Source organism: Streptomyces sp. NPDC093568, from assembly GCF_044764945.1.
Taxonomy (GTDB): domain Bacteria; phylum Actinomycetota; class Actinomycetes; order Streptomycetales; family Streptomycetaceae; genus Streptomyces.
Window position 1 is genome coordinate 1,025,815 of sequence record NZ_JBIWJD010000002.1, and the last position, 22,850, is coordinate 1,048,664.

The 22,850-nt window shown below is 70.9% G+C and carries 17 protein-coding genes, 1 rRNA gene and 1 pseudogene; 8 read left to right on the top strand and 11 right to left on the bottom strand.

Going from position 1 to position 22,850, the window contains the following annotated elements; translation table 11 throughout:
• Positions 1 to 46: 46 nt before the first annotated feature.
• Together ACIRD7_RS14055 and ACIRD7_RS14060 are read right to left on the bottom strand one after the other, a co-directional pair.
• Entirely contained in the window at positions 47 to 712 is a 666-nt protein-coding gene (locus tag ACIRD7_RS14055; RefSeq protein ID WP_403453032.1) for an HAD family hydrolase, read from the bottom strand.
• A 97-nt stretch (positions 713 to 809) separates the two neighbouring features.
• Positions 810 to 1,319, bottom strand: coding sequence for a DUF6912 family protein (locus tag ACIRD7_RS14060; RefSeq protein WP_403453033.1), 510 nt, complete (start codon positions 1,317 to 1,319; stop codon positions 810 to 812).
• A gap of 328 nt (positions 1,320 to 1,647) precedes the next feature.
• Here ACIRD7_RS14060 and ACIRD7_RS14065 point away from each other — a divergent pair, with 328 nt between their 5' ends.
• The gene (locus ACIRD7_RS14065; protein ID WP_403453034.1) at positions 1,648 to 2,226 is read left to right on the top strand and encodes an Rv3235 family protein; all 579 of its coding nucleotides are present in this window, start codon (positions 1,648 to 1,650) and stop codon (positions 2,224 to 2,226) included.
• 111 nt (positions 2,227 to 2,337) lie between these two features.
• On the opposite strand, the gene secA is transcribed toward ACIRD7_RS14065, so the two are convergent.
• A complete protein-coding gene (gene secA / locus ACIRD7_RS14070) occupies positions 2,338 to 5,187 on the bottom strand; it encodes a preprotein translocase subunit SecA (protein ID WP_403453035.1) in 2,850 nt (949 codons plus the stop codon).
• Positions 5,188 to 5,458: 271 nt separating this feature from the next.
• Here secA and ACIRD7_RS14075 point away from each other — a divergent pair, with 271 nt between their 5' ends.
• The gene (locus tag ACIRD7_RS14075) at positions 5,459 to 6,040 is read left to right on the top strand and encodes a GNAT family N-acetyltransferase (protein WP_403453036.1); all 582 of its coding nucleotides are present in this window, start codon (positions 5,459 to 5,461) and stop codon (positions 6,038 to 6,040) included.
• A 291-nt stretch (positions 6,041 to 6,331) separates the two neighbouring features.
• The gene (locus ACIRD7_RS14080; protein WP_403453037.1) at positions 6,332 to 7,504 is read left to right on the top strand and encodes a winged helix-turn-helix domain-containing protein; all 1,173 of its coding nucleotides are present in this window, start codon (positions 6,332 to 6,334) and stop codon (positions 7,502 to 7,504) included.
• 3 nt (positions 7,505 to 7,507) lie between these two features.
• Here the strand turns inward: ACIRD7_RS14080 and ACIRD7_RS14085 are convergent, their stop codons facing one another.
• The 7 genes and pseudogenes from ACIRD7_RS14085 to mtnA all read right to left on the bottom strand — a co-directional run bounded on the left by ACIRD7_RS14085 (position 7,508) and on the right by mtnA (position 16,850).
• Positions 7,508 to 8,254, bottom strand: a complete 747-nt coding sequence (locus ACIRD7_RS14085; RefSeq protein WP_062156068.1) for a response regulator transcription factor — start codon at positions 8,252 to 8,254, stop codon at positions 7,508 to 7,510.
• A gap of 201 nt (positions 8,255 to 8,455) precedes the next feature.
• A complete protein-coding gene (gene hpf / locus ACIRD7_RS14090; RefSeq protein ID WP_403453038.1) occupies positions 8,456 to 9,148 on the bottom strand; it encodes a ribosome hibernation-promoting factor, HPF/YfiA family in 693 nt (230 codons plus the stop codon).
• Between the two features lie 742 nt (positions 9,149 to 9,890).
• Positions 9,891 to 10,682, bottom strand: a pseudogene (locus ACIRD7_RS14095) (ComF family protein); the annotation flags it as partial.
• A gap of 253 nt (positions 10,683 to 10,935) precedes the next feature.
• On the bottom strand, positions 10,936 to 12,777 hold the full coding sequence (locus tag ACIRD7_RS14100) for an LpqB family beta-propeller domain-containing protein (RefSeq protein ID WP_403453088.1): 1,842 nt from the start codon (positions 12,775 to 12,777) through the stop codon (positions 10,936 to 10,938).
• Entirely contained in the window at positions 12,767 to 14,845 is a 2,079-nt protein-coding gene (gene mtrB, locus ACIRD7_RS14105; protein WP_403453039.1) for an MtrAB system histidine kinase MtrB, read from the bottom strand. The genes ACIRD7_RS14100 and mtrB overlap by 11 nt, the downstream gene beginning before the upstream one ends.
• A gap of 1 nt (position 14,846) precedes the next feature.
• Positions 14,847 to 15,536: a two-component system response regulator MtrA gene (gene mtrA / locus ACIRD7_RS14110; protein ID WP_015659998.1), complete on the bottom strand. Its 690-nt coding sequence runs from the start codon at positions 15,534 to 15,536 to the stop codon at positions 14,847 to 14,849.
• A 156-nt stretch (positions 15,537 to 15,692) separates the two neighbouring features.
• Positions 15,693 to 16,850 (bottom strand): S-methyl-5-thioribose-1-phosphate isomerase, encoded by a 1,158-nt coding sequence (gene mtnA, locus ACIRD7_RS14115; RefSeq protein ID WP_403453040.1) that lies wholly within the window; start codon positions 16,848 to 16,850, stop codon positions 15,693 to 15,695.
• A 140-nt stretch (positions 16,851 to 16,990) separates the two neighbouring features.
• Between mtnA and ACIRD7_RS14120 the strand changes: the two genes are divergently transcribed.
• From ACIRD7_RS14120 to ACIRD7_RS14140, 5 genes are read left to right on the top strand one after another with little or no spacing between them, the layout of a single operon-like run.
• Positions 16,991 to 18,316, top strand: coding sequence for a glycerophosphoryl diester phosphodiesterase membrane domain-containing protein (locus ACIRD7_RS14120; RefSeq protein ID WP_403453041.1), 1,326 nt, complete (start codon positions 16,991 to 16,993; stop codon positions 18,314 to 18,316).
• Between the two features lie 4 nt (positions 18,317 to 18,320).
• Positions 18,321 to 19,130 (top strand): DUF4129 domain-containing protein, encoded by an 810-nt coding sequence (locus ACIRD7_RS14125; RefSeq protein WP_403453042.1) that lies wholly within the window; start codon positions 18,321 to 18,323, stop codon positions 19,128 to 19,130.
• Entirely contained in the window at positions 19,127 to 20,329 is a 1,203-nt protein-coding gene (locus tag ACIRD7_RS14130; protein WP_403453043.1) for a DUF4350 domain-containing protein, read from the top strand. The genes ACIRD7_RS14125 and ACIRD7_RS14130 overlap by 4 nt, the downstream gene beginning before the upstream one ends.
• The gene (locus ACIRD7_RS14135) at positions 20,329 to 21,318 is read left to right on the top strand and encodes an AAA family ATPase (protein WP_403453044.1); all 990 of its coding nucleotides are present in this window, start codon (positions 20,329 to 20,331) and stop codon (positions 21,316 to 21,318) included. Before ACIRD7_RS14130 ends, ACIRD7_RS14135 begins: the two co-directional genes overlap by 1 nt.
• Complete coding sequence (locus tag ACIRD7_RS14140; protein ID WP_403453045.1) at positions 21,318 to 22,628, top strand: DUF58 domain-containing protein; 1,311 nt, start codon at positions 21,318 to 21,320, stop codon at positions 22,626 to 22,628. Before ACIRD7_RS14135 ends, ACIRD7_RS14140 begins: the two co-directional genes overlap by 1 nt.
• Positions 22,629 to 22,755: 127 nt before the next feature.
• Here ACIRD7_RS14140 and rrf read toward each other — a convergent pair.
• Positions 22,756 to 22,850 (bottom strand): 5S ribosomal RNA (gene rrf / locus ACIRD7_RS14145); the annotation flags it as partial.

A 22,850-nucleotide genomic window follows, 5' to 3' on the forward strand; every position in this document is an offset into this window, starting at 1 on the left:
GCTCGCCCACCCCTGGGTCCGCTCAGGCGCACGCCCAGGGGCCCGCTCAGGCCGCCAACCGCTCCGCCTCCTCGACCGCCTCCCCCAGCGTGTCCACGACCGGCACCCCCACCTCCTCAAGGCTCGCCCGGCTGTGCGAGCCCCCGGTGTACAGCACGGCCCGCGCCCCCACGTGCAACGCCGCCACGGCGTCGTCCGCGGCGTCCCCGATCACCACCGTGCGAGCGGGATTCACATGCACCAGCGCCTCGATGTGCCGCACCATGTGCTCGGCCTTGCTGCCTCCGGACGGCCCGGTCCGCCCGTCGACCCGCAGGAAGTGCTCCTCGATCCCGAACCCCCGCACCAGCGGGACGAGTTCCTCATGCCCGTACATGCTGAGGATCGACTGGCTGCGCCCCGCCGACCGCCACCGCACGAGCAGCTCCGCCACACCCTCGGTGAGCCCGCATCTCACCCGGTGCTCGGTGTAGTACCGGTGGAAGGTCTCGTCCATGACTTCCCACTCGGCATTCGTCGGCAGCCGCCCGAGCAGCCGCTCGTAGAACTTCGGCACCGGAACGCAGTAAAGCGTCCGGTACTGGTCCATCGTGATCGGCGTCAGTCCCAGCTCGGCGAACGCCGCGTTCGTCGCCCCGATGATCGCGTCATTGTCGTGGAACAGCGTCCCGTTCCAGTCCCAGACAATGTGTGCCCCTGCCTGCTTCCCCATGCCAAAAACCGTACCCGCCCCCACTGACAATCAAGAGAGCAGCAGGTCAAAGCGGGTCAGGAAGCCGTGGGGACACGAATCCGCGCCGGGCTCGGGCCTAGAGCCCCACGAGGTTCGGGATCTCCTGAGTGGCGTACCAGAGCAGCTCGTGATCCTCGGCGCCGTCCACGACGAACTGCGCGTCGTCGTCCCCGGCGTCCGCCGCCGCCAGCGCCTCCGCGCCCGCCGCCACGTCCGACTCCGCGTCCCCGGCGTCGACATGCACGGCCGCCGCCTTGGCCAGCGCCACGCCCCCGGCGATCCGCACCTCGCCCAGCGCCGAGGGGTCCAGCCCGCGGTCGGGGTCGGCGACGGCCGCCCCGTCGGGCACGTCGACGGCGACCACGACCCGGCGCCGCGCGGCGCCCGCGTCCGCCGCAAGCAGCCGCAGCGAGGCCAGTGCGGCCCGGTTGAGCGCCGCGTACTCCAACTCCTCGATGTCGTCGGAGAGATACCACTCGCGCAACGCGGGCGTGACGGCGTACGCGACGAGCGGTCCGCCGCCCAGCTCGCCCGTCTTGTACGCCTCGGCGAGACCGGGGAGGGTCAGAGGGACGTAGACGCGCATGGCTGACCGCTTTCGTTCGTGAGGCTCCGCAGGAACACCGGGAGAGGGCGCTCCCGCGCCTCCCGGACGGCCTTCAGGATACGTGCGGGTGTCCCCTTTCGAGTCCCCACCGCCGCCTCCCGCAGCGTCCACTCCGGTCCGGAAACTCACCCGGCGCACCCTTGCCGTCACGGCCTCCCGCGCCCGCCGTTCACCCGGATAAGTGAATGTTCCCGCCGCCTTCTCCGAGCCTCGACTTCCTTGCCGTCGGCCCCCGCCGCCCCGTACAAGATCACCGACCACCAAGTTACTGCCCGGTATTTCCCGGGCCCGCCGAACGGGGACCCCCATGAACAAGGTCATGACCAGGGCACAGCACCGCCCCGGCACCCGCCCGCCGACCCGCCGCGACTCCCGCAGGCCCGCCGGCTCCCCCACCCGCGCACCGAGCGGCCCCGCATCCCGTACGGCCTCGCCCGTCGGTCCACGCGCCGGCCGCGCCGACCACCCCGCCCCGGCCACATCACCGCGCCCGACGCGAACGCAGGTGACCGCCCCGCCGCAGAGCCCCCTCGGGCCGATCCCCCAGCCCCGCCCCACGGACGTCTTCGCCGACCGTCTGCTCCTGGTCCTGAGCGGCCAACGCCCCGTCCACTCGATGCTCCGCCACACCGCGGGCCGCGCCTACGACGACCTCGCCCGGCTCGCCGAACGCGGCCCCCTGCGCACCCGCGGCGCCCGCCCCGTCGTCCGCGACATCGGCTACTTCGAACCCCGCCCCGGCGCCGTCGAGGCCTTCGCCCGCATCGGCGCCGGCGACCAACTGCGCGCCATCGCCTTCCGGCTGGAGCAGGGCGGCGACCTCCGCTGGCGCTGCACGGCGGTGGAACTGGGCGGCCCGCGCCGGCCCCAACCGAACGACGACTGACCGCCCGCCGAGGTCCGGGCAGCACGAAGGGCCGGGCCCCCGACAGGAGATCCGGCCCTTCCAGCAGTCCAACCGCTAAGGCGCCACCGGCACCGCGGCGCTCACCCGGCGCTACTTCTTACGACGCCGACCGCCACGCGCCTGCTTGCGCCGCTCCGCGCGCGTGAGGCCGTCGGCCTCGGAACGCACCGGCTCGTCGCCGTTGTCGAAGTCGCCCTCGACGATGTCGCCCTCGCCGTCCACCTTGGGCGCCGTGTAGTGCAGCCGGTCCGGGCGGCGCGGGGCCTCGAGGCCCTTGGCACGGATCTCGGGACGCGCACCCGCCTGCGCCGGCACGGCGTCCTTCTTCTCCAGGTCGGCCACCGGCTTGGTGTCCTCGACCGGGACCTCCTCGACCTGCTGCTCGACCTGGACCTCCAGGTTGAACAGGTAGCCGACGGACTCCTCCTTGATGCCCTCCATCATCGCGGTGAACATGTCGAAGCCCTCGCGCTGGTACTCGACCAGCGGGTCCTTCTGCGCCATCGCGCGCAGGCCGATGCCCTCCTGGAGGTAGTCCATCTCGTAGAGGTGCTCGCGCCACTTGCGGTCCAGGACCGACAGCACGACCCGGCGCTCCAGCTCACGCATGATCTCGGAGCCGAGCTGCGCCTCACGCGCCTCGTACTGCTCGTGGATGTCGTCCTTGATGGACTCCGAGATGAAGTCGGCGGTGAGCCCGGCACGGTCGCCGGCCGCTTCCTCCAGCTCGTCGATGGTGACCTTCACCGGGTAGAGCTGCTTGAAGGCGCCCCACAGCCGGTCCAGGTCCCACTCCTCGGCGAAGCCCTCGGCGGTCTCCGCGGCGATGTAGGCGTCGATGGTGTCGTCCATGAAGTGCTGGACCTGCTCGTGCAGGTCCTCGCCCTCCAGGACGCGGCGGCGCTCGCCGTAGATGACCTCACGCTGGCGGTTGAGGACCTCGTCGTACTTCAGGACGTTCTTACGCGTCTCGAAGTTCTGCTGCTCGACCTGCGACTGGGCGGAGGCGATCGCGCGGGTGACCATCTTGTTCTCGATCGGCACGTCGTCCGGGACGTTCGCCATCGACATGACGCGCTCGACCATCTGGGCCTTGAACAGGCGCATCAGGTCGTCACCGAGGGAGAGGTAGAAGCGGGACTCGCCCGGGTCCCCCTGACGGCCGGAACGACCGCGCAGCTGGTTGTCGATACGCCGCGACTCGTGCCGCTCGGTACCGAGCACGTACAGGCCGCCGAGCTCCTCGACCTCGTCCTTCTCGGCCTTGACCGCCTGCTCGGCCCGCTCCAGGGCGGCGGGCAGGTACTGCGCCCACTCCTCGATGTGCTCCTCGGGGTCGAGGCCCTGCTGGCGCAGCTCCGCCTCGGCGAGGTCCTCGGGGTTGCCGCCGAGCTTGATGTCGGTACCGCGGCCGGCCATGTTGGTGGCGACGGTGACGGCGCCCTTGCGGCCGGCCTGGGCGACGATGATCGCCTCACGGTCGTGCTGCTTGGCGTTGAGCACCTCGTGCTGGACGCCGCGCTTGGACAGCTGCTGCGACAGGTACTCGGACTTCTCGACCGACGTCGTACCGACGAGGATCGGCTGGCCCTTCTCGTGCTTCTCGACGATGTCGTCGACGACCGCCTCGAACTTCGCGACCTCGGTGCGGTAGATGAGGTCCGACTGGTCCTTGCGGATCATCGGCTTGTTCGTCGGGATCGGGACCACGCCGAGCTTGTAGATCTGGTGGAACTCGGCGGCCTCGGTCATCGCCGTACCGGTCATGCCGGACAGGCCCGGGACTTCCTTGCCGTTGTGGTCGTGGCGCTTGTACAGGCGGAAGAAGTTCTGGAGGGTGATCGTGGCGAGCGTCTGGTTCTCGTCCTTGATCGGCACGGCTTCCTTGGCCTCGATGGCCTGGTGCATGCCCTCGTTGTAGCGGCGGCCCGCGAGGATACGGCCGGTGTGCTCGTCGACGATCATGACCTCGTCGTCGATGACGACGTAGTCCTTGTCCTTCTTGAAGAGCTCCTTGGCCTTGATGGCGTTGTTCAGGTAGCCCACCAGCGGGGTGTTCACCGACTCGTAGAGGTTGTCGATGCCCAGCCAGTCCTCGACCTTGGAGACACCGGACTCGTGGATGGCGACCGTGCGCTTCTTCTCGTCGACGTCGTAGTCGCCGGTCTCCTCCAGGCCCTTGAGCGGGTTGCCGGCCTCGCCGCGCTTGAGGCGCGTGACCAGCTTGGCGAAGTCGCCGTACCACTTGGTGGCCTGGTCGGCCGGGCCGGAGATGATCAGCGGCGTGCGGGCCTCGTCGACGAGGATGGAGTCGACCTCGTCGACGATGGCGAAGTTGTGGCCGCGCTGGACGAGTTCGTCCTTGGACCACGCCATGTTGTCGCGCAGGTAGTCGAAGCCGAACTCGTTGTTCGTGCCGTAGGTGATGTCGCACGCGTACTGCTCGCGGCGCTGGGCCGGCGTCATGTTCGCGAGGATGCAGCCGACGCTCAGGCCGAGGAACTTGTGGACGCGGCCCATCATCTCGGAGTCGCGCTCGGCCAGGTAGTCGTTGACCGTGATGAGGTGGACGCCCTCGCCGGACAGCGCGTTCAGATACGCGGGCAGGGTGCCGACGAGCGTCTTGCCCTCACCGGTCTTCATCTCGGCCACGTAGCCGAGGTGGAGGGCCGCACCGCCCATGATCTGTACGTCGTAGTGACGCTGTCCGAGGACGCGCTTGGCGGCCTCGCGCACGGTGGCGAAGGCCTCGGGCAGCAGGTCGTCCAGGCTCTCACCGTCTTCGTAGCGCTGCTTGTACTCATCGGTGAGGGCCCGCAGCTCGGCGTCGGAGAGGTCGACGAAGTCCTCTTCGATGGAGTTGACCTGGTCCGCGATGCGGTGCAGCTTGCGCAGGATCTTGCCTTCGCCTGCACGCATGATCTTCGAGAGGACGGACACGGGGGTTGGTCTCCTTGCCGGTCGGGCCTGGGACGGTCGGTTTCCATTTGACTTGGCTGAGCAACGGCCATCGTATGCGAGGACCCCGCCGCGCCGGGAGCCTGCCGGGGGCGCCGGGCGTCCACTGCTTCAAATCTCCGTCAAAGGGGACAACGGACGGGGGTCGCGGATGGTGCCGCGTTCCGCGCAGGAATTGTGCGAAATGCGATCGTGCGCTCACTCACCGCATAAACGTTGGCGCTTGTCACCGACCCGCGAGGAGAATCGGCCGATGGAACCCGTCACGCTCTCCACCGACCGCCTCGTGCTGCGCACGGTCGGCCCCAAGGACACCGATGCCGTGTACGAGGCCGCCCAGGATCCCGACATCCAGCGCTGGACCACGATCCCGTCGCCGTATCTGCGCGAGCACGCGGAGGGCTTCACGGAACAACTCGTCCCGGAGGGCTGGAAAAACGGTTCGATGTTCACCTGGGGGCTGTTCCTCCCCGGAGGGGAGGACCTGGCGGGGATGCTCGGCCTCACGATGCGTTCCATGAGCGAGGCCGAGATCGGTTTCTGGGGCACGAAGGAGCACCGCGGCAACGGCTACATCACCGAGGCCGTCCTCGCCGCGTCCCGCTGGGCCTTCGTGCGGCTGTCGATCGACCGGGTGGAGTGGCGCGCGGAGGTCGGCAACAGGCCCTCCCGCGCGGTGGCCGAGCGAGCCGGCTTCCGCGTGGAGGGCACCCTGCGCTCCGCCATCGTCCACCAGGGCGTACGCCGGGACTGCTGGGTGGGTTCCCTGCTCCCGTCGGACCTGGCACTGCCGTCGACGGCCCCCTATCTTCCGGCGAGGATCCAGCAGGGCTAGGCCCTGTCGTTTGGATCAGGCCGGCTGTGAGGTGCGGCGCCTTTCAACCGACCCGAGCGGGGTCTGGTGCGTGCAGCTGCAAGGCGGAGGAGGGAGTCGACGCGGAGCGTCGGCGAGTGACGACAACGCGGCTGGGGGTGCCCCCTGCTCGAAGAGCTTGGGGGAGGGCGTGCCAGACCCCGCGACGCCGGGATGATCCAAACGACAGGGCCTAGCCGTGACCGCCGCCCAGGAGGCCGCGAATCCCCAGCTCACGTCGCGTTGTCAGTGCCACGTTCTAGGGTGCGGACCATGACCACCCTGCGCCCCACAACCGACCTCTCGGCCGACGAGGCCCGCCGTATCGCGCTGCGCGCACAGGGGTTCCTCGGCGCTCTCGACCGCAGGTCCGGCGTCCGCGGCATCCTCAGGCACCTCGGCGCGGTGCAGCTCGACACCATCTCGGTCCTGGCCCGCTCCCACGAGCTGATCCCGTACGCCCGCCTGGGCGCTGTGGGCCGCAAGACGGTCGAGCGCGCGTACTGGACCGACACGCACGCCTTCGAGTACTGGTCCCACGCGGCCTGCATCCTCCCCGTCGAGGAGTGGCCGCACTTCGCGTTCCGCCGCCGCGCCTACCGCGGCCGCCCGCACTGGAACCACGACCTCCCCGACGGCGCCTACGACCAGGTGATCAAGCAGCTCCGCGCGGAGGGCCCGCTCACGGCGACCGAGCTGGGCGGCGCGAAGCGGACGAGTGAGTGGTGGGACTGGTCGGGCGCGAAGGTCGCCGTGGAGCGGGCCCTGATGTACGGCGAGGTGGTCTGCGTCGAGCGCCGCGGCTGGAAGCGCGTCTACGACCTCGCCGAGCGCGCCGTTCCGCAGGCACTGCTGCACGACGAGCTGGACGACGCCGAATGCCTGCGCCGCCTGGTCCGCCTGGCCGGCCAGTCCCTCGGCGTCGGCACCCGCGCGGACATCGCCGACTACCACCGCCTCAAGGGCGAGCAGGTCGACGCGGTGATCGCCGACTCGGGTCTGGTCCCGGTCACCGTCGAAGGCTGGGGCAAGCCGGCCTGGGCCGACCCGGCGGCCCTGGAGACCCCTCCACGCGGGCGCCACCGTACGACGCTGCTGTCGCCGTTCGACTCCCTGATCTGGGAACGGGCGCGCACGGAGCGGATCTTCGGCTTCACCCATCGTCTGGAGGCGTACGTCCCCAAGCAGAAGCGGATCTACGGCTATTTCGCGATGCCGGTCCTGGCCGGCGGCCACCTCGTCGGCCGCGTGGACCCGGCCCGCGAGGGCCAGACCCTGGTGGCCAAGCAGGTCACGCTGGACGGCCCGAAGGCGGTCCCGGCGGTGGCCCAGGCGCTGGTCGAGGCGGCGAGCTGGGTGGACTGCACGGACGTACGGGTGGAGCGGGTCGACGCCCCCGCCCTGCGCGAACCGCTCGCGAGGGAAGTCGCCCGCCTGGTGGGCTGACCCTCAGCGGATCTCGAGGATCTTCTCCCGCATCGCGTACACCACGGCCTCCATCCTGGAGTGCAGCTGAAGCTTCTCCAGGATGTTGCGCACGTGGTTCTTCACGGTGTTCTCGGAGATGAACAACTCCTTGGCGATGTCGCGGTTGTTCATCCCCGTGGCGACGAGCTTGAGGACCTCCAGCTCACGGTCGGTGAGCCGCGGCGCGGGCACGAGCCGGCGCTCGTCCGTCCGCTGGATCATCGACTTGAACTCGGTGAGCAGCTTCGACGCCATCGACGGGCTGATCTGCGACTGCCCGTCGGCCACCGCGCGGATCGCCGTGGCGACCTCGTCCGTGGAGATCTCCTTGAGGAGGTAGCCGGTCGCGCCCGCCTTGATCGCGTCGTAGAGGTCGGCCTCCTCGTCGCTGATCGTCAGCATGATGATCTTCGCGCTGGGGGCCACCTCCTTGATGGAGGTGCAGGCCTCGATGCCGCCCCGCTTGGGCATCCGTACATCCATCAGCACGATGTCCGGCAGCAGGTCGGCGGCCTTGTCGACGGCTTCCGCGCCGTCTCCCGCCTCCCCCACCACCTGGATGTCCTCCTCGGCCGCGAGCACGATCTCCAGTCCACGGCGGAACAGGGCGTGGTCGTCGACGACAAGGACTCTGATCGGCTCCTTGCGTGGAGAGCCCGCGTCCGGGCCCATGCCGACGACATCACCGTCGGCATCCTCGTCCCGCATCGGTCCGAAGCTGTCCGCCATCGTTCCTCCCCCTGAAGGCTGTGGCTGGTCGTCTGCCATCGCCAACCCAAGGCAGCGGCCCAACGGTTGGGCCGGTGCGGCCATGATTTCATGCCCGGCCGACACTCCGGTGACGAGCGGGGCGCGAAGTGGTCGCACACCGGTGCCCCTGGGGGCGCACACGCGCTCCAGGGGCACCGGCTCAGCTGTCAGCCGGGTGGTTCAGCCGCCCAGCGTGCCGCCGGCCGCGGGAGAATGCGCCTGGGTGACCATCGGGTCCGTGTTGAGGTGGATGACCCCGTAGTCGTAGGCGTGCCGCCGGTAGACGACACTCGGTTCCTTCGTCTCGGAGTCGACGAAGAGGTAGAAGTCGTGCCCGACCAGCTCCATCTCGTAGAGGGCCTGGTCGAGGGTCATCGGGGAGGCGACGTGCGTCTTCTCGCGTACGACGAGGGGTCCTTCGCCCTTCACTTCCAGCGAGCCGATCTTCTTGGTGGGAACTCCGTCGGACTCTTCTTCCTGGAACGTGTGGCCGTTGCCGTTCAGCGTCGCCGCGCCCGGAACGTGGTCGGGGACCTCGGCCGCCGTGAGTCGGCGTGCGCCTCGGCGCGAGAAACGCTTGTCGTGCTGCTTGCGCAGCCGGGCATCCAGCTTCTCCGCCGCGAGGTCGAGTGCCGCGTACGGATCGCTGGCCGCTGCCTCCGCCCGGATCACCGGACCGCGGGAGCGGAGCGTGATCTCCACTCGATCGCTGCGGTCGGCCTGTCGCGGGTTGGGCTCTTTGGACACCTCGACGTCGAGGCTGATCACCTTGGCATCGAGCCTCTGGATCTTCTCCAGCTTCAGCTTCTCGGCCACGTGCTTGCGGAACCGCTCGGGCACCTCGGTCTTGCGGCCTTTGACGACGATGTCCACGCAGAACTCCGTTCCCGGATCGCCCCGCTCCATCGGCGGAGCATCTCCCTTTTTGCACCAGGTCCCGGCGATCTCCGGAACCTCGGACTCGGCGACTTCACCTCCTCCTCCCCCATGGGCAAGATCTCCACCCCATGGCCGCGGGAGATTGAGCTAAACCCGCGGCACGGCATTCGGATATGACGGGGATGGCCTGCGCCTTTCCCTCCACAACCGAACATATCTCGCCCGGACGGATGTCGTCACCCTCTACTCCGGCGTACCTCCGTTCAGGTGAATTGACCCTCTCGTTACCTGCAACGATGCAAGTTCGCAGTCAGTTCCGGTTTATTTCGAAGGAATCCGGCGGCGCAGCGACCACAGCCGCTCGGATCAGGTCGTGCGCTGGTCCGGCGCCCCTGATTCCCGGTCTCTCGCACGTCCACCGCATCGCGTCCTCCGTCGATCCAGCGTTCCGTTCCCCTGTGCTTTCCCGACTTCCCGCCGTGTACACAGCCGTTGTCCCGTCACCACCCTCATCCGGCCCCGTGGTCCCCCATCTATACGCGTCCACCTCCTGAATCGTTCTGCCGCATACGCTCCTCCGTTCCGAGCCATTGACGCTCCCCGAGTCCCCTACGCCCAGCCCCGCTCCCGGCCGACCTGCCCGGCGGCCGTACTCAGCCGTTGGCACTGCCCGTCGGCCGTACTCAGCCGACCGCACTGCCCGCCGGCCGTACGAGGCCGACCGCACTTCCCGGCCCTGGGCTGCCGACTCCGCCGTACCGCTGCGTTCCTCCGCCCGGTCCGAGCCTGGCCGCTCAACCAAGGCCGCCCGCAAGGCCCGCGCCGCCTCCGCCAAAGACGCCCCCGTCGTCATCAGGTCGTCGACCAGCACGACCGGACCGCCACCGGCGAGCAGCCGCCCTCCCCCAGGAGCCACCGTCAGCGCGCCCGCGAGATTGTCCAGCCGTTCACGGGAGTTGAGCCCCGCCTGATCCGCCACCGTCCGCCGCTGCCGCAGCACAGCCAGCACACGCGCCGACGTCCCGGCCCGCCGCAGCTCACCCGCCGCCGCCAGGGCGATCCGCCGCGCCGGATCATGCCCGCGCGCCCGAACCGCCGCACGCGCCGACGGAACCGGCACGAGCAGCACCGGGGCACCGGCGCTCCCGAACCACCCTTGCCCGTCAGCCCGCTCCTCAGAGCCCCGAGGCGGTCCAGCCCGCCCCGACACGCCACGACCGCTCTCTCCTCCGGCCTCCCGAAGCGCCGCCCGCACAGCCCCCGCCAAGGCCGCTCCGAGCGGCGTCGCGAGTGCCAGCGCACCGCGTTCCTTGTGAGCCAGCAGCACGGCCCGCGCCTCGTCCGCGTACCGGGCCGCCGCGTGCACCACCGGCAGCCCGGGCGGCTCCGGCACCGGTCGCACCCGGCTCGGTACGGTCCCGCTCAGGACGGCACGGCACTCCGGGCAGAGCACCGTGCGAGGCCTTCCACAGCCCCCGCACTCGGCCGGCAGCACCAGGTCGGTGAGGTCCTGCCACCACCCCCGCATGCCCACCACTGTGCCAACGCCCACGCCGGCCGACCACCCCTGTGGATAACCCCCTGTGGAAAACTCCGACCTCTGGGGCAGCGACCGGTTTCCGTTGCCCGGGCCGCCCCGAATTCCCGGCCCGCGCGCTGCGGCACACCAGCCGGCAAACCGCGGGACCGCCGCAGCCGCCATAACCGACGTACAAAAGAAAGCGACCGCTTCCCCGGGGAGTCCCCCAGCCGGAAGCGGTCGCCACGAGGCGTTCGAAACCTCACCCCGGATAAACCGGAGCCGTCCCGTCCGTAACGACCTTCTGCCACTGCGCCCCGGACGGCAGCCGCACGATCCCGTCCTCCGAGTACCCGACCAGCGGCAGGCGGGCGTCCTCGGACGCGGTGATCTCCTTGACCCCGCTGAGGGCCGCGGGCGCGGGCCCCTCCGGCGTCGAGCCGTCGACCTGCACATACCGCATCGTCTGCACGCCGCCCTGCTCACGCCCGACCACCACGAGCCGGCTGTCGCCGGCCCACGACATGGCCGTGACCTCTTCCAACGCGGGCGTCGCGGAGCGCAGTTCGTGCACCGAGACGGACGCTTCCTCGCCGGACTTGCCGCCCTCGCTCCGCTCGATCCGCCCGATCAGCAGCGACGACTTGTCGCCCTCCTTGACCACGAGCGCGATCCGCACACCGTCCGCGGCCACCCGCACGGACTCGATACGGCCCTCCAGCCCCGGCGGCGTCTTCACCACCACCGGATCGCCCACGCCCTCCTTCAGCAGGAGCAGCCGGGAGTTGTCGGGGTCGCGGTCGGCCACCCACAGGTCGCCTTGGGCGTCCCAGCTGGGTGCCGAGAGCCGTTCGTCCGCCGTCCTGCCCGCGCTGGTCAGCTCGGGCTCGCCGAGCTGACCGCCCGCGACCAGCGCCCCGACGTACAGGTTCCGGCCGTCGAGGCCGACCCCGGCCGCCATGTCCTCATCGCGCGAGACCGCCACCGACTCGAGCTGTGTGTCGCCCTCGCCGAGGGCACCCGGCACGGGGTCCGGCTTCGTGTCGTTGGTGGCGGCGGCCAGCCGTACCAGGTGGTGCTCGGCGTCGAGGAAGTACAGATAGTTCGCGCGTTCCACCGATCCGCGCACCGCGACGCCCTCGGCGCCCTCCTCGGTCAGCGTGCACAGCTGCCTGCCGCCCGCGCGCAGCTCGACCTCGTCGACCGTGGGCGTGAGGTTCTGCAGCGTGAACAGAAGCTGGGCCGCCATCTCGCTGCACTTGGTCAGCCCGACCCGCGCGGCCTTGTCGTTCAACCGCACGGTCAGCCGGTTCTGGTCGTCGGGCGTCAGCGTGGTGACGTCCTTCTTCAGCGCTGTCCCGGTCGGGAAACTCGACCTGACCACCGGGTTGAGCCAGCTGGTGGGCCCCTTGAGCAGCGAACGCACCGTCTGCGTCATGGGGTCGACGTTGCGGCGCACATAGACGGGATCGGCGACGGCCGCCGTGTGCGGGGAGGTGCCGAGCGTGGTGTTCGTCGCGAAGTAGTACTTGTCGACGGACATGTAGTTGCGCTGGAAGTCCGACTTGCCCATGACGACGCCACGCGGCGGCACGTCGATACGCCACTGCTTGGTCTTCTTGTCGCGCGTGAGGTGCATCGACTCGCTGTAGTTCCCGCTCGCGGGCGCGTACGACTGCTGCGCGTCGACGGTTGCGACCTTGGCGCCGGACAGCGTGTACGAGAGGCTGTCGGTCTCCTCCCGGCCTCCCACACGGTCGCCCTGGGCGGCCGGACCGTCGGCGAGCACCGTCGTGGACAGCAGGGGGCGCCAGTTGTCCGACGCCTCCTTCGTCAGGTATTTGCGCGCGATCTCATAGTCCGGGTCGTCGCTGGTCAGGGCCTCCAGGAAGCCCGAGACGATCTCCGACGACGAGGCGTCCTCGTGCGGCGGCATCGCGAAGACCCGCACCTGGGTGTCCTGGCGCGGCGTGGACTCGACGCCCCGCAGATCGCCGCTGTCGGGCATGGAGGCGCATCCGGCCAGCAGTACGGCGCCACAGGCGACGTACGCCACCGCGCGCCCCGGCGTGCGCCGGGCGCCTCCCTCGCGGTCAGCGCCCACGAGATGCCTCCCCATGCTTGCTCGACTCCTCGGTGTGCCCGGTTTCCTCACTCGGCGGCTCTTCCGCACCCGGCGCCTCGTCCTGGCGCCGCGTGCCCGACGCGGGCCGGGGCACGACTCGCGCGCCGTTGCCGGGCAGTGCCGTCGGATCGGCCTTGGGGGCCGCGGTAGCTCCGTGGCGGGGCGGTATCGGGTCCCGGGACGGCGTCGCGGAAGCCTGGTCGCCGCCCGGCTGGGCCGGCAGCGTGGCGGCCTTGTCCACGCCGCCGTGCGGCAGGCCGGCGTCATCGAGCCCGCGGTTGCGCCGCGAGTCCTTGGGTTCGAGGGGTATGGGCGAGCCCCGCAGCGGCTCGTCCGCCGTCCGCGGCAGTGTCAGCCGGAACTGCGAACCGCCGCCCGGCTCACCCCACGCCTGCAGCCAGCCGCCGTGCAGCCGTGCGTCCTCCAGCGCGATGGACAGCCCCAGTCCCGTACCGCCCGTCGTACGCGCGCGTGCCGGGTCGGCCCGCCAGAAGCGGCTGAAGACGCGCGTCGCCTCGCCGGGCTTGAGCCCGACGCCGTAGTCGCGCACCGCGACCGCGACGGCTCCGCCCGCCGAAGCGAGCTTGACGACGACGTCCCGGCCCTCGCCGTGCTCGACGGCGTTGACGACGAGATTGCGCAGCACACGCTCCACACGCCGGGCGTCCGCCTCGGCGACGATGGGCTGCTGGTCGCCGAGGACGCGTATCTGCGTGCCCTTGCGCTCCGCGAGCGGCTCGGCTCCGCTGACGACACGACGTACGACCTCCCTGAGGTCGATCGGCTCGGCCTCCAGCGCCGCCGCGCCCGCGTCGAAACGGCTGATCTCCAGCAGATCGGCGAGCAGCGACTCGAACCGGTCCAGCTGATCGGCCAGCAGCTCCGCCGACCGCGCGGTCACCGGGTCGAAGTCCTCCCGCGCCTCGTGGATGACGTCGGCGGCCATGCGGACAGTCGTCAGCGGCGTGCGCAGCTCGTGCGACACGTCGGAGACGAACCGCCGCTGCATCCGCGACAGGTCCTCCAGCTGCTGGATCTTCAGCTGGAGGTTCTGCGCCATCTTGTTGAAGGCCTCACCGAGCCGCGCGATGTCGTCCTCGCCGGTGACCTTCATCCGTTCCTGAAGCCGACCGGCCGACAGCCGCTCGGCGATCCCGGCCGCCATCCGCACGGGCGTGACGACCTGCCGCACCACGAGCCAGGCGATGGCCCCAAGGAGTACGACGACGAAGAGCCCGGCGGTCGCGAGTGTCCCCTTGACCAGGCTCAGCGACTTCTCCTCCTGCGTGAGCGGGAAGAGGTAGTAGAGCTGGAAGGGGTCGCCGTTGGGGTCGTTGACCTGCTTGCCGATGACCAGCGCCGGCTGGGCTTCCTTGTCGGCGGTGGGGTTGTAGACGATGCGGGTGTAGCTCTGGAACGCGCCCATGTCGCCGTCGATCCGCTCACGCAGATCCTCGGGCACGCTGGACGTCGGGTCCACGCCGCCGGACGCGCGCGGGCCGCGCCCACCGGTGTCACCTCCGGCGGAGGCCGGGAGGGTCACCACGTCGAAGGCGCCCTGGCCGCCGCTGGAGAGCGAGGAGACGAGGTCGCTCATCCACTGGATGACGTTCTGCTCGGAGCGCTCGTCCGCCGCCGCACCGTCGTCGGCGGTCCCCGCGGCCGCCTCGTCGGCGCTCTGCTTGGCCGCCGCGAAACCGCCGGTGGCCTGACTCTGCGAGGCCTTCACCTTGGCGTCCAGCAGGCCGTTGCGCACCTGCCCGATGACCACGAAGCCCAGCAGCAGGACGACGCCCAGCGACATCAGCAGCGTCGTGACGACGACCTTGAGCTGGATGTTGCGCCGCCACAGCCGCATGACCGGCAGCAGCGGCCGGCGCACCCAGCGCAGCAGCAGACGAAGGACCGGGCTGCCCTGGACTCCGCCCTGCAGCAGCCCGCCCTCCAGAAAACGACCCCAGCGGGAGCCCGCCGACTTCCGGCCGACAGGCCGCTCCGGGCGGGTCCCGGTCCGACCGGGGGCCGAAGCGGCACTGTCCCCGGTCATGTCAGCTCGGCCCTGCCTTGTAGCCGACGCCACGGACGGTCACCACGATCTCCGGGCGCTCCGGGTCCTTCTCGACCTTGGAACGCAGGCGCTGCACATGCACGTTCACCAGACGGGTGTCGGCCGCGTGCCGGTAGCCCCACACCTGCTCCAGGAGCACCTCACGCGTGAACACCTGCCACGGCTTACGGGCCAGCGCGACCAGCAGGTCGAACTCCAGCGGCGTCAAGGCGATCGACTGGCCGTCCCGCTTCACGGAGTGCCCGGCCACGTCGATCACGAGGTCACCGATGGCGAGCTGCTCCGGCGCCGGCTCCTCCGACCTCCGCAGCCGCGCCCGGATCCGGGCGACGAGCTCCTTCGGCTTGAACGGCTTCACGATGTAGTCGTCGGCACCGGACTCCAGGCCCACGACCACGTCGACGGTGTCGCTCTTGGCCGTCAGCATCACGATCGGCACTCCGGACTCCGCCCGGATCAGACGGCACACCTCGATGCCGTCCCGCCCGGGCAGCATCAGGTCCAGCAGCACCAGATCGGGTTTGGTCTCCCTGAATGCGGCCAGCGCCTTGTCGCCGTCGGCTACGAAAGACGGCTCAAAACCTTCACCACGCAGCACGATGCCGAGCATCTCGGCCAGTGCGGTGTCGTCGTCGACGACAAGGACTCGTCCCTTCATAAACGACATCATCCCATTCTCATAACAGTGGCGAAGGCTCAGGTGAGGTAGGTCACCGGGCAGTGACCTTAGTCGTAGGAAGTCACCACTGTCTGCCCTCGCACCTAGCACAGACAGTGACCTTTGGGCGGGTTTGCCCCGCTCTGCCCGCCCGGCCGATTTCGACCGCTACCTCACAACGTCCGCGTCATCCGCCCGCGACCGCGCGCACAGCTCCGCCAGCGCCTCGCCGGTCACCGGCGACACGACCCCTTCCTCGGTGACGATCGCCGTCACGAGCTCGGGCGGCGTCACATCGAACGCCGGGTTGTACGCCTGCGTCCCCAACGGCGCCACGGGAATCCCGCCTCCCGGCTCCCCACCGGCCGTCGGCGCCTGCGGCGCGGCGATCTCGGTGACCTCGAAGCCCGGCCGCTGCTCGACCTCGATGGACGCCCCGTCCGGGGTGTCCGGATCCACCGTCGTCAGCGGCGCCACCACGATGAACGGCACATGGTGGTAGCGCGCGAGCACGGCGAGCGGGTAGCTCCCCACCTTGTTCGCCACCGAGCCGTCGGCCGCGATGCGATCCGCTCCGATCAGCACCGCGTCCACCTCACCGGCCGCGAACAGCGACCCTGCCGCGTTGTCCGTGAGCAGGGTGTACGCCATCCCGTTGCGCGCCGCCTCGTACGCCGTCAGCCGCGCCCCTTGCAGCAAGGGCCGCGTCTCGTCGACCCACAACCGCCTCAGCCGCCCGGTCCGGTGCGCCGCGAGCGCCACCGCGAACGCCGTGCCCTCCCCGCCCGAGACCAGCGCCCCGGTGTTGCAGTGCGTGAGGATGCGGTGCCCGCCGCCCGGCAACAGCTCGTCCAGCAGCGCCAGGCCGCGCTCGGCCATCCGAACGCTGCCCGCGGCGTCCTCCTCGTGCAGCGCCCGCGCCGCCACCAACGCCGCGGCGACCGCCTGCTCGGCGTCCCCGCCGGCGGCCAGCTCGGCCCGGTATGCCGCCTGGGCCCGCCGCACCCCGACGGCGAGGTTCACCGCGGTGGGCCGGGCGCCCGCCAGCGAGTCCGCGGCGGCGTCCACGTCGAAGCCGCGCGCGGCGGCGAGCGCGACCCCGTACGCCCCGGCGATCCCGAGCAGCGGCGCACCACGCACCGCGAGCGTACGGATCGCCTCCACCAGCGCGGGAGCGTCCGTACAGACCAGTTCGACCTCCTCGGCCGGTAGCCTCGTCTGATCGAGAAGGACCAGTACGGGACCTTCGGGTGGTTCGTCCCATCGGATCGCCGGAATCTCGGTCGGCTTGCTGTCCTCGCCGGATTGCGCGTGCTGATCAGCCATGCCGTCAGTCTGCCCCGTCTCCGGCGGACAATTGAAGGTGCGCAGCCCAGACCGCGGCCGGTACCCATCCGACCACCCCATGGCACGATGGCTGCCAACCTGCCACCGCGACCGCGGACGGGCACCGTGAAGGAGCGACGATGAAAGACACTCCGGGCTGGGCCTCGCCCGGATCCGTCCCGTCCGACGGACAGGAACCCGGCGCGACCGGTCCTGCCGAGCCCGCAGACCGTCCCGGCCCCGCGCAGCAGCCGGAAGACCCTCAGGGCCCCGGCTCGAAGTGGTCCAAGGAGCAGCCGCCACCCGGCCAGTGGTCCGCACCGACGGGATCCCCGGCCCCCGGCCAGACTCCGCCACCCCCGCCGCCCGGCCCGGGCTGGGGCGCTCCCCCTCCGGCCGGCCCCGGCGGTTACGGCGGCGGCCACCCGGGCTACGGCGCTCCGGGCGGATACGGCGGCTGGGGAGGCGGCTGGGGCGGACCTCCGCCCGCGGCCAAGCCCGGCGTGATCCCGCTGCGCCCGCTCGGCGTCGGCGAGATCCTCGACGGCGCGGTCTCCACCATGCGCACCTACTGGCGCACGGTCCTCGGCATCTCCCTGACCGTCGCCATCGTCACGGAGATCCTCGTCATCCTCGTCCAGGGCTTCGTGCTGAACGACCTCACGAGCACCGACGCCCTCAACGACCCGAGCGCCAGCCTCGACGAGGTGACCCGCGCTATGGGCGACGCCATGCTGAGCTCCAGCGTGCTCCTGCTGATCTCCATGATCGGCGCGATCATCGCGACCGCCCTGCTGACGACCGTCACCAGCCGCGCGGTACTCGGCAAGTCGGTGACCACCGGCGAGGCCTGGCGCGACGCGCGACCCCAGGTGCTGCGGCTCTTCGGCCTGCTCTTCCTGCTGCTGCTCATGACCGTCGGCCTGGTGATCGTGGGCGCCCTGCCCGGCATCCTCATGGCCGCCTCGGGCTCCGGCGACGCGGGCGCGGCTCTCACCATCCTGGGCATGCTCGCCGCCGGCATCGTCGCGCTGTGGCTGTGGTTCCGCTTCTCCCTGGCCTCCCCGGCGCTGATGCTGGAGAAGCAGGGCATCGTGAAGGCCCTCAGCCGGTCCGCCAAGCTGGTGCGGGGCTCCTGGTGGCGCGTCTTCGGCATCCAGCTGCTGGCCACGATCATCGCGAACATCGTCGCGGCGATCGTCGTCATCCCCTTCACCTTCCTCGGCGCCGCCCTCAGCGGCGACGCCACCACCAACATCCTCGAAGGCAGCACCGACCTCGGCTGGACGTTCCTCATCGTCAGCGGCGTCGGCTCGGTGATCGGCTCCATGATCACCTTCCCGATCTCGGCCGGCGTCACCGTCCTGCTCTACATCGACCAGCGCATCCGCCGCGAGGCCCTCGACCTCGAACTCGCCCGAGCAGCCGGCGTCCAGAACTACGGCACCGGCACCCCGGGGAGCTGAGCCGGTGAGTCTTGCGGGGGGAGTTGTCACGGCGGCATCAGCGCTGCCCGACACAGCCGTACGCGCCGTGCTGGGCGCCGGCGACGCATCCGTACGGGCGCTCGCGCGCTCGGGCGACACGTCCGCACTGGCGCTGCTCGCGCGCTCCGACGACGAGCCGCCCCTGACGATCCCCCGCGATCCCGCGCGGGAGGCGGCCCAGCGCGAGCTGTCCAAGGGCATGTACCACGAGAACGAACCCAGTTGGTTCCAGCGCCTGCTGGACGCCTTCTGGGACTGGGTCGAGGACGTGTTCAACAGCGCCTCGACGGTGACACCCAGAGGGCCGCTCGGCCTGGTCGTCGTCATCGTGGTGGTGCTCGCGGTCGTCGGCGCCCTGTGGTGGCGCCTCGGCACCCCGCGCCGCCAGCCCACCTCCGCCACCGCCCTGTTCGACGACCGCCCCCGCAGCGCCGCCGAACACCGCGCCGCCGCCGAGGCGCACGCCGCCCAGGGCCACTGGAGCCAGGCCGTCCAGGAACGCATGCGCGCCGTCGTCCGCTCCCTGGAGGAACGCGCCCTCCTCGACGTACGCCCCGGCCGCACCGCGGACGAGGCCGCCGCCGAAGCCGGCCGCCCGCTGCCCGCCCACAAGGACCGACTGCGCGCCGCCGCCCGGGGCTTCGACGACGTCACGTACGGCGGACGGACCGCGACCCAGGAGGCGTACCAGCGCCTCAAGGAACTCGACCGCGACCTGGAGAACACCAAGCCCCAGCTCGCGAACAGCGCCCCCAGCACGGCCGACAACGCCCGCCAGGGAGCCGCCGAATGACCACCGAGGCCACGCTCCCCGCCACCTCGGCCTCGCCCACCGCCCGCCAGGTGTGGACCCGCGCGCGAGGCGTCACCCTCGCCGTCGTGCTCCTGCTGATCGCGGCCGTCGTGATCGCCACGATCCGCTCCGACGCCAAGCACGGCGCCCTCGACCCGCGCTCCGTCGACCTCAAGGGCAGCCGCGCCGTCGCCGAACTCCTCGCCGACCGCGGTGTGGACACGCGCGTGGTCACCACCCTGGACGAGGCACGCGCCGCGTCCGCCGCGGACACCACGCTTCTCGTCGCCGACCCCGACCTGCTGACGCACCGTCAACAGTCCACGCTGCGCTCGTCGACCACCGGAGCCGGCAGCCGCACCGTCCTCGTCGCCCCCGGCAGCGCGTCCGTCGAACGGCTCGTCCCCGGCGTCACCGCGGACCCCGCCACCAGCCTCGACTCGGAACTCGCCCCCGACTGCTCCCTGCCCGCCGCCCAGCGCGCGGGCACCGCCGACCTGGGCGGCGTCCGCTACACCACCACCCACCTCGACGCCGACGAGTGCTACCCCAGCGACCGCCTGGCCACCCTGCTGCGCGTCCCGGACGCCACCGAGAACGGCGACACCATCGTCCTCGGCGCGCCCGACATCCTCTACAACGAACGCCTCGACGAGCAGGGCAACGCCTCCCTCGCCCTCCAACTCCTCGGATCCCGCCCCCATTTGGTCTGGTACCTCCCCTCGCTCTCCGACGCGTCGGCCGCCGACGGAGACGACGAACGCAGCTTCTTCGACCTGCTCCCCTCGGGCTGGCTCTGGGGCACACTCCAGCTCTTCATCGCCGCAGCCCTGGCCGCCCTGTGGCGGGCACGCCGACTCGGCCCCCTGGTGCCCGAAAAACTCCCCGTGGCGATCCGCGCCTCCGAAACCGTCGAAGGCCGCGCCCGCCTCTACCGCAAGGCGAACGCCCGCGACCGCGCGGCCGCCGCTCTTCGCTCCACCACCCGCACGCGCCTCGCCCCCCTCGTAGGCGTCCCCGTCTCCCAGGCGCACGCGCCCGAGGCCCTGCTCCCCGCTCTGTCCGCCCACCTCCACAACCACGGAGACGGACAGACCCTGCACACACTCCTCTTCGGCCCGCCGCCCAGCGACGACACGGCCCTCATCGCCCTCGCCGACCAACTCGACGCCCTCGAAAGAGAGGTACGCCGTCCATGATGGACCCGACCACTGACAACGCCGGGAGCACCGGGGACCCGGGCACCGCCCGCGCCTCCCTGGAAGCCCTGCGCGCCGAGATCGCCAAAGCCGTGGTCGGCCAGGACCCCGCAGTCACCGGCCTCGTCGTCGCCCTCCTCTGCCGCGGACACGTACTACTGGAAGGAGTCCCCGGGGTCGCCAAAACGTTGCTCGTCCGCGCCCTCGCATCCGCACTCGAACTCGACACCAAGCGCGTCCAGTTCACCCCCGACCTCATGTCGAGCGACGTGACGGGCTCCCTCGTCTACGACACCCGCAGCGCCGAGTTCTCCTTCCAGCCCGGCCCGGTCTTCACCAACCTCCTCCTCGCCGACGAGATCAACCGCACCCCGCCGAAGACCCAGTCCTCCCTCCTGGAGGCCATGGAGGAGCGCCAAGTCACGGTCGACGGCACCCCGCGCCCCCTCCCCGACCCGTTCCTGGTCGCCGCGACGCAGAACCCGGTGGAGTACGAGGGCACGTACCCCCTCCCCGAAGCCCAGCTGGACCGTTTCCTCCTCAAGCTCACGATCCCCCTCCCCTCCCGCCAGGACGAGATCGACGTCCTCACCCGCCACGCCGAGGGCTTCAACCCACGCGACCTGCGCGCCGCCGGCGTACGCCCCGTAGCGGGCCCCGCGGACCTGGAGGCGGCACGCGCCGCAGTGGCCAAGACAACGGTCTCCCCGGAGATCACGGCCTACGTCGTCGACATCTGCCGAGCCACCCGCGAATCACCGTCCCTGACCCTGGGCGTATCCCCGCGAGGCGCCACGGCCCTTCTCGCGGCCGCCCGCGCATGGGCCTGGCTGACCGGCCGCGACTACGTCATCCCAGACGACGTGAAGGCCCTGGCCCTCCCGGCCCTCCGCCACCGCGTCCAGCTCCGACCGGAGGCCGAGATGGAGGGCGTCACCGCCGACTCCGTGATCAACGCGATCCTCGCCCACGTCCCCGTCCCCCGCTGATGGCCTTCACCGGACGCGCCGCACTCCTGGCGGCCCTGGGCTCCGTCCCCGTCGGCATCTGGGACCCCAGCTGGACGGGCATCCTGGCGGTCAACGCCCCCTTGCTCGCGGCATGCGCCTGCGACTTCGCCCTGGCCGCACCCGTACGCCGACTGGGCCTGACCCGCACCGGCGACACCTCCGCACGCCTCGGCGAAACAGCGGACGTCACCCTGACGGTCACCAACCCGTCCGGCCGCCTCCTGCGCGCCCACCTCCGCGACGCGTGGCCGCCCAGCACCTGGCAGCCCGGCACAGAGATGGCGGCCTCCCGCCACCGCGTGACCATCCCCGCCGGCGAACGCCGACGCCTCACCACTCGCCTACGCCCCACCCGTCGAGGCGACCGCGAAGCCGACCGCGTGACCATCCGCTCCTATGGCCCCCTGGGCCTCTTCGCCCGCCAGGGCACCCACAAAGTCCCCTGGACGGTACGCGTGCTCCCCCCGTTCACCAGCCGAAAGCACCTGCCCTCAAAGCTGGCCCGGCTGCGCGAACTCGACGGCCGCACCAGCGTCCTCACCCGCGGCGAAGGCACAGAATTCGACAGCCTGCGCGAGTACGTCCCCGGCGACGACACCCGATCCATCGACTGGCGCGCTACGGCCCGACAATCCGCGGTGGCCGTACGCACCTGGCGCCCCGAACGCGACCGCCACATCCTTCTCGTCCTGGACACCGGCCGCACCTCGGCCGGCCGCGTCGGCGACGCTCCACGCCTCGACGCCTCCATGGACGCGGCCCTGCTCCTGGCCGCCCTCGCCTCCCGAGCCGGCGACCGAGTGGACCTCCTCGCCTACGACCGCCGAGTACGCGCCCTCGTCCAGGGCCGCGCGGCAGGCGACGTCCTTCCCTCCCTGGTCAACGCGATGGCGACACTCGAACCCGAGCTGCTCGAAACAGACGCCCGAGGCCTGACGGCCACAGCTCTCCGTACGGCACCCCGCCACTCGCTGATCGTCCTGCTGACCACCCTCGACGCAGCCCCGATCGAGGAAGGCCTGCTCCCCGTCCTCGCCCAACTCACTCAGCGCCACACAGTTCTGCTCGCGTCAGTGGCGGACCCCCACATCGCCCGCATGGCAACCGCACGCGGCGACACAGACTCGGTCTACGAAGCCGCAGCCGCAGCCCAGTCCCAAAGCGAACGCCACCGCACCGCGGACCAACTCCGCCGACGAGGAGTTACGGTCGTGGACGCGACGCCAGATGAACTCGCACCGGCATTGGCAGACGCATACCTGGCCCTCAAGACGGCCGGCCGCCTGTAATTCATTCAGGGGGAGTTCCGTGGCTCCCCCCTGAACCCCAAACCACAAACACCGAACTGCCCGCACGAACCAGAAATGCAGAAAGCCCCCGAACCGGTATCCCCGGTCGGGGGCTTTCTCAAGAATTGTTCGGCGGTGTCCTACTCTCCCACAGGGTCCCCCCTGCAGTACCATCGGCGCTGTAAGGCTTAGCTTCCGGGTTCGGAATGTAACCGGGCGTTT

Bases quoted from the DNA above. Each gene is read 5' to 3' on its own strand.
- ACIRD7_RS14085 (WP_062156068.1), bottom strand. From the start codon at position 8,254: ATGGCGGACAGCTTCGGACCGATGCGGGACGAGGATGCCGACGGTGAT.
- ACIRD7_RS14075 (WP_403453036.1), top strand. From the start codon at position 5,459: ATGGAACCCGTCACGCTCTCCACCGACCGCCTCGTGCTGCGCACGGTC.
- ACIRD7_RS14135 (WP_403453044.1), top strand. From the start codon at position 20,329: ATGGACCCGACCACTGACAACGCCGGGAGCACCGGGGACCCGGGCACC.
- ACIRD7_RS14060 (WP_403453033.1), bottom strand. From the start codon at position 1,319: ATGCGCGTCTACGTCCCTCTGACCCTCCCCGGTCTCGCCGAGGCGTAC.
- ACIRD7_RS14080 (WP_403453037.1), top strand. From the start codon at position 6,332: ATGACCACCCTGCGCCCCACAACCGACCTCTCGGCCGACGAGGCCCGC.
- mtrB (WP_403453039.1), bottom strand. From the start codon at position 14,845: ATGACCGGGGACAGTGCCGCTTCGGCCCCCGGTCGGACCGGGACCCGC.
- ACIRD7_RS14140 (WP_403453045.1), top strand. From the start codon at position 21,318: ATGGCCTTCACCGGACGCGCCGCACTCCTGGCGGCCCTGGGCTCCGTC.
- mtnA (WP_403453040.1), bottom strand. From the start codon at position 16,850: ATGGCTGATCAGCACGCGCAATCCGGCGAGGACAGCAAGCCGACCGAG.
- mtrA (WP_015659998.1), bottom strand. From the start codon at position 15,536: ATGATGTCGTTTATGAAGGGACGAGTCCTTGTCGTCGACGACGACACC.
- ACIRD7_RS14120 (WP_403453041.1), top strand. From the start codon at position 16,991: ATGAAAGACACTCCGGGCTGGGCCTCGCCCGGATCCGTCCCGTCCGAC.
- ACIRD7_RS14055 (WP_403453032.1), bottom strand. From the start codon at position 712: ATGGGGAAGCAGGCAGGGGCACACATTGTCTGGGACTGGAACGGGACG.
- ACIRD7_RS14065 (WP_403453034.1), top strand. From the start codon at position 1,648: ATGAACAAGGTCATGACCAGGGCACAGCACCGCCCCGGCACCCGCCCG.
- ACIRD7_RS14130 (WP_403453043.1), top strand. From the start codon at position 19,127: ATGACCACCGAGGCCACGCTCCCCGCCACCTCGGCCTCGCCCACCGCC.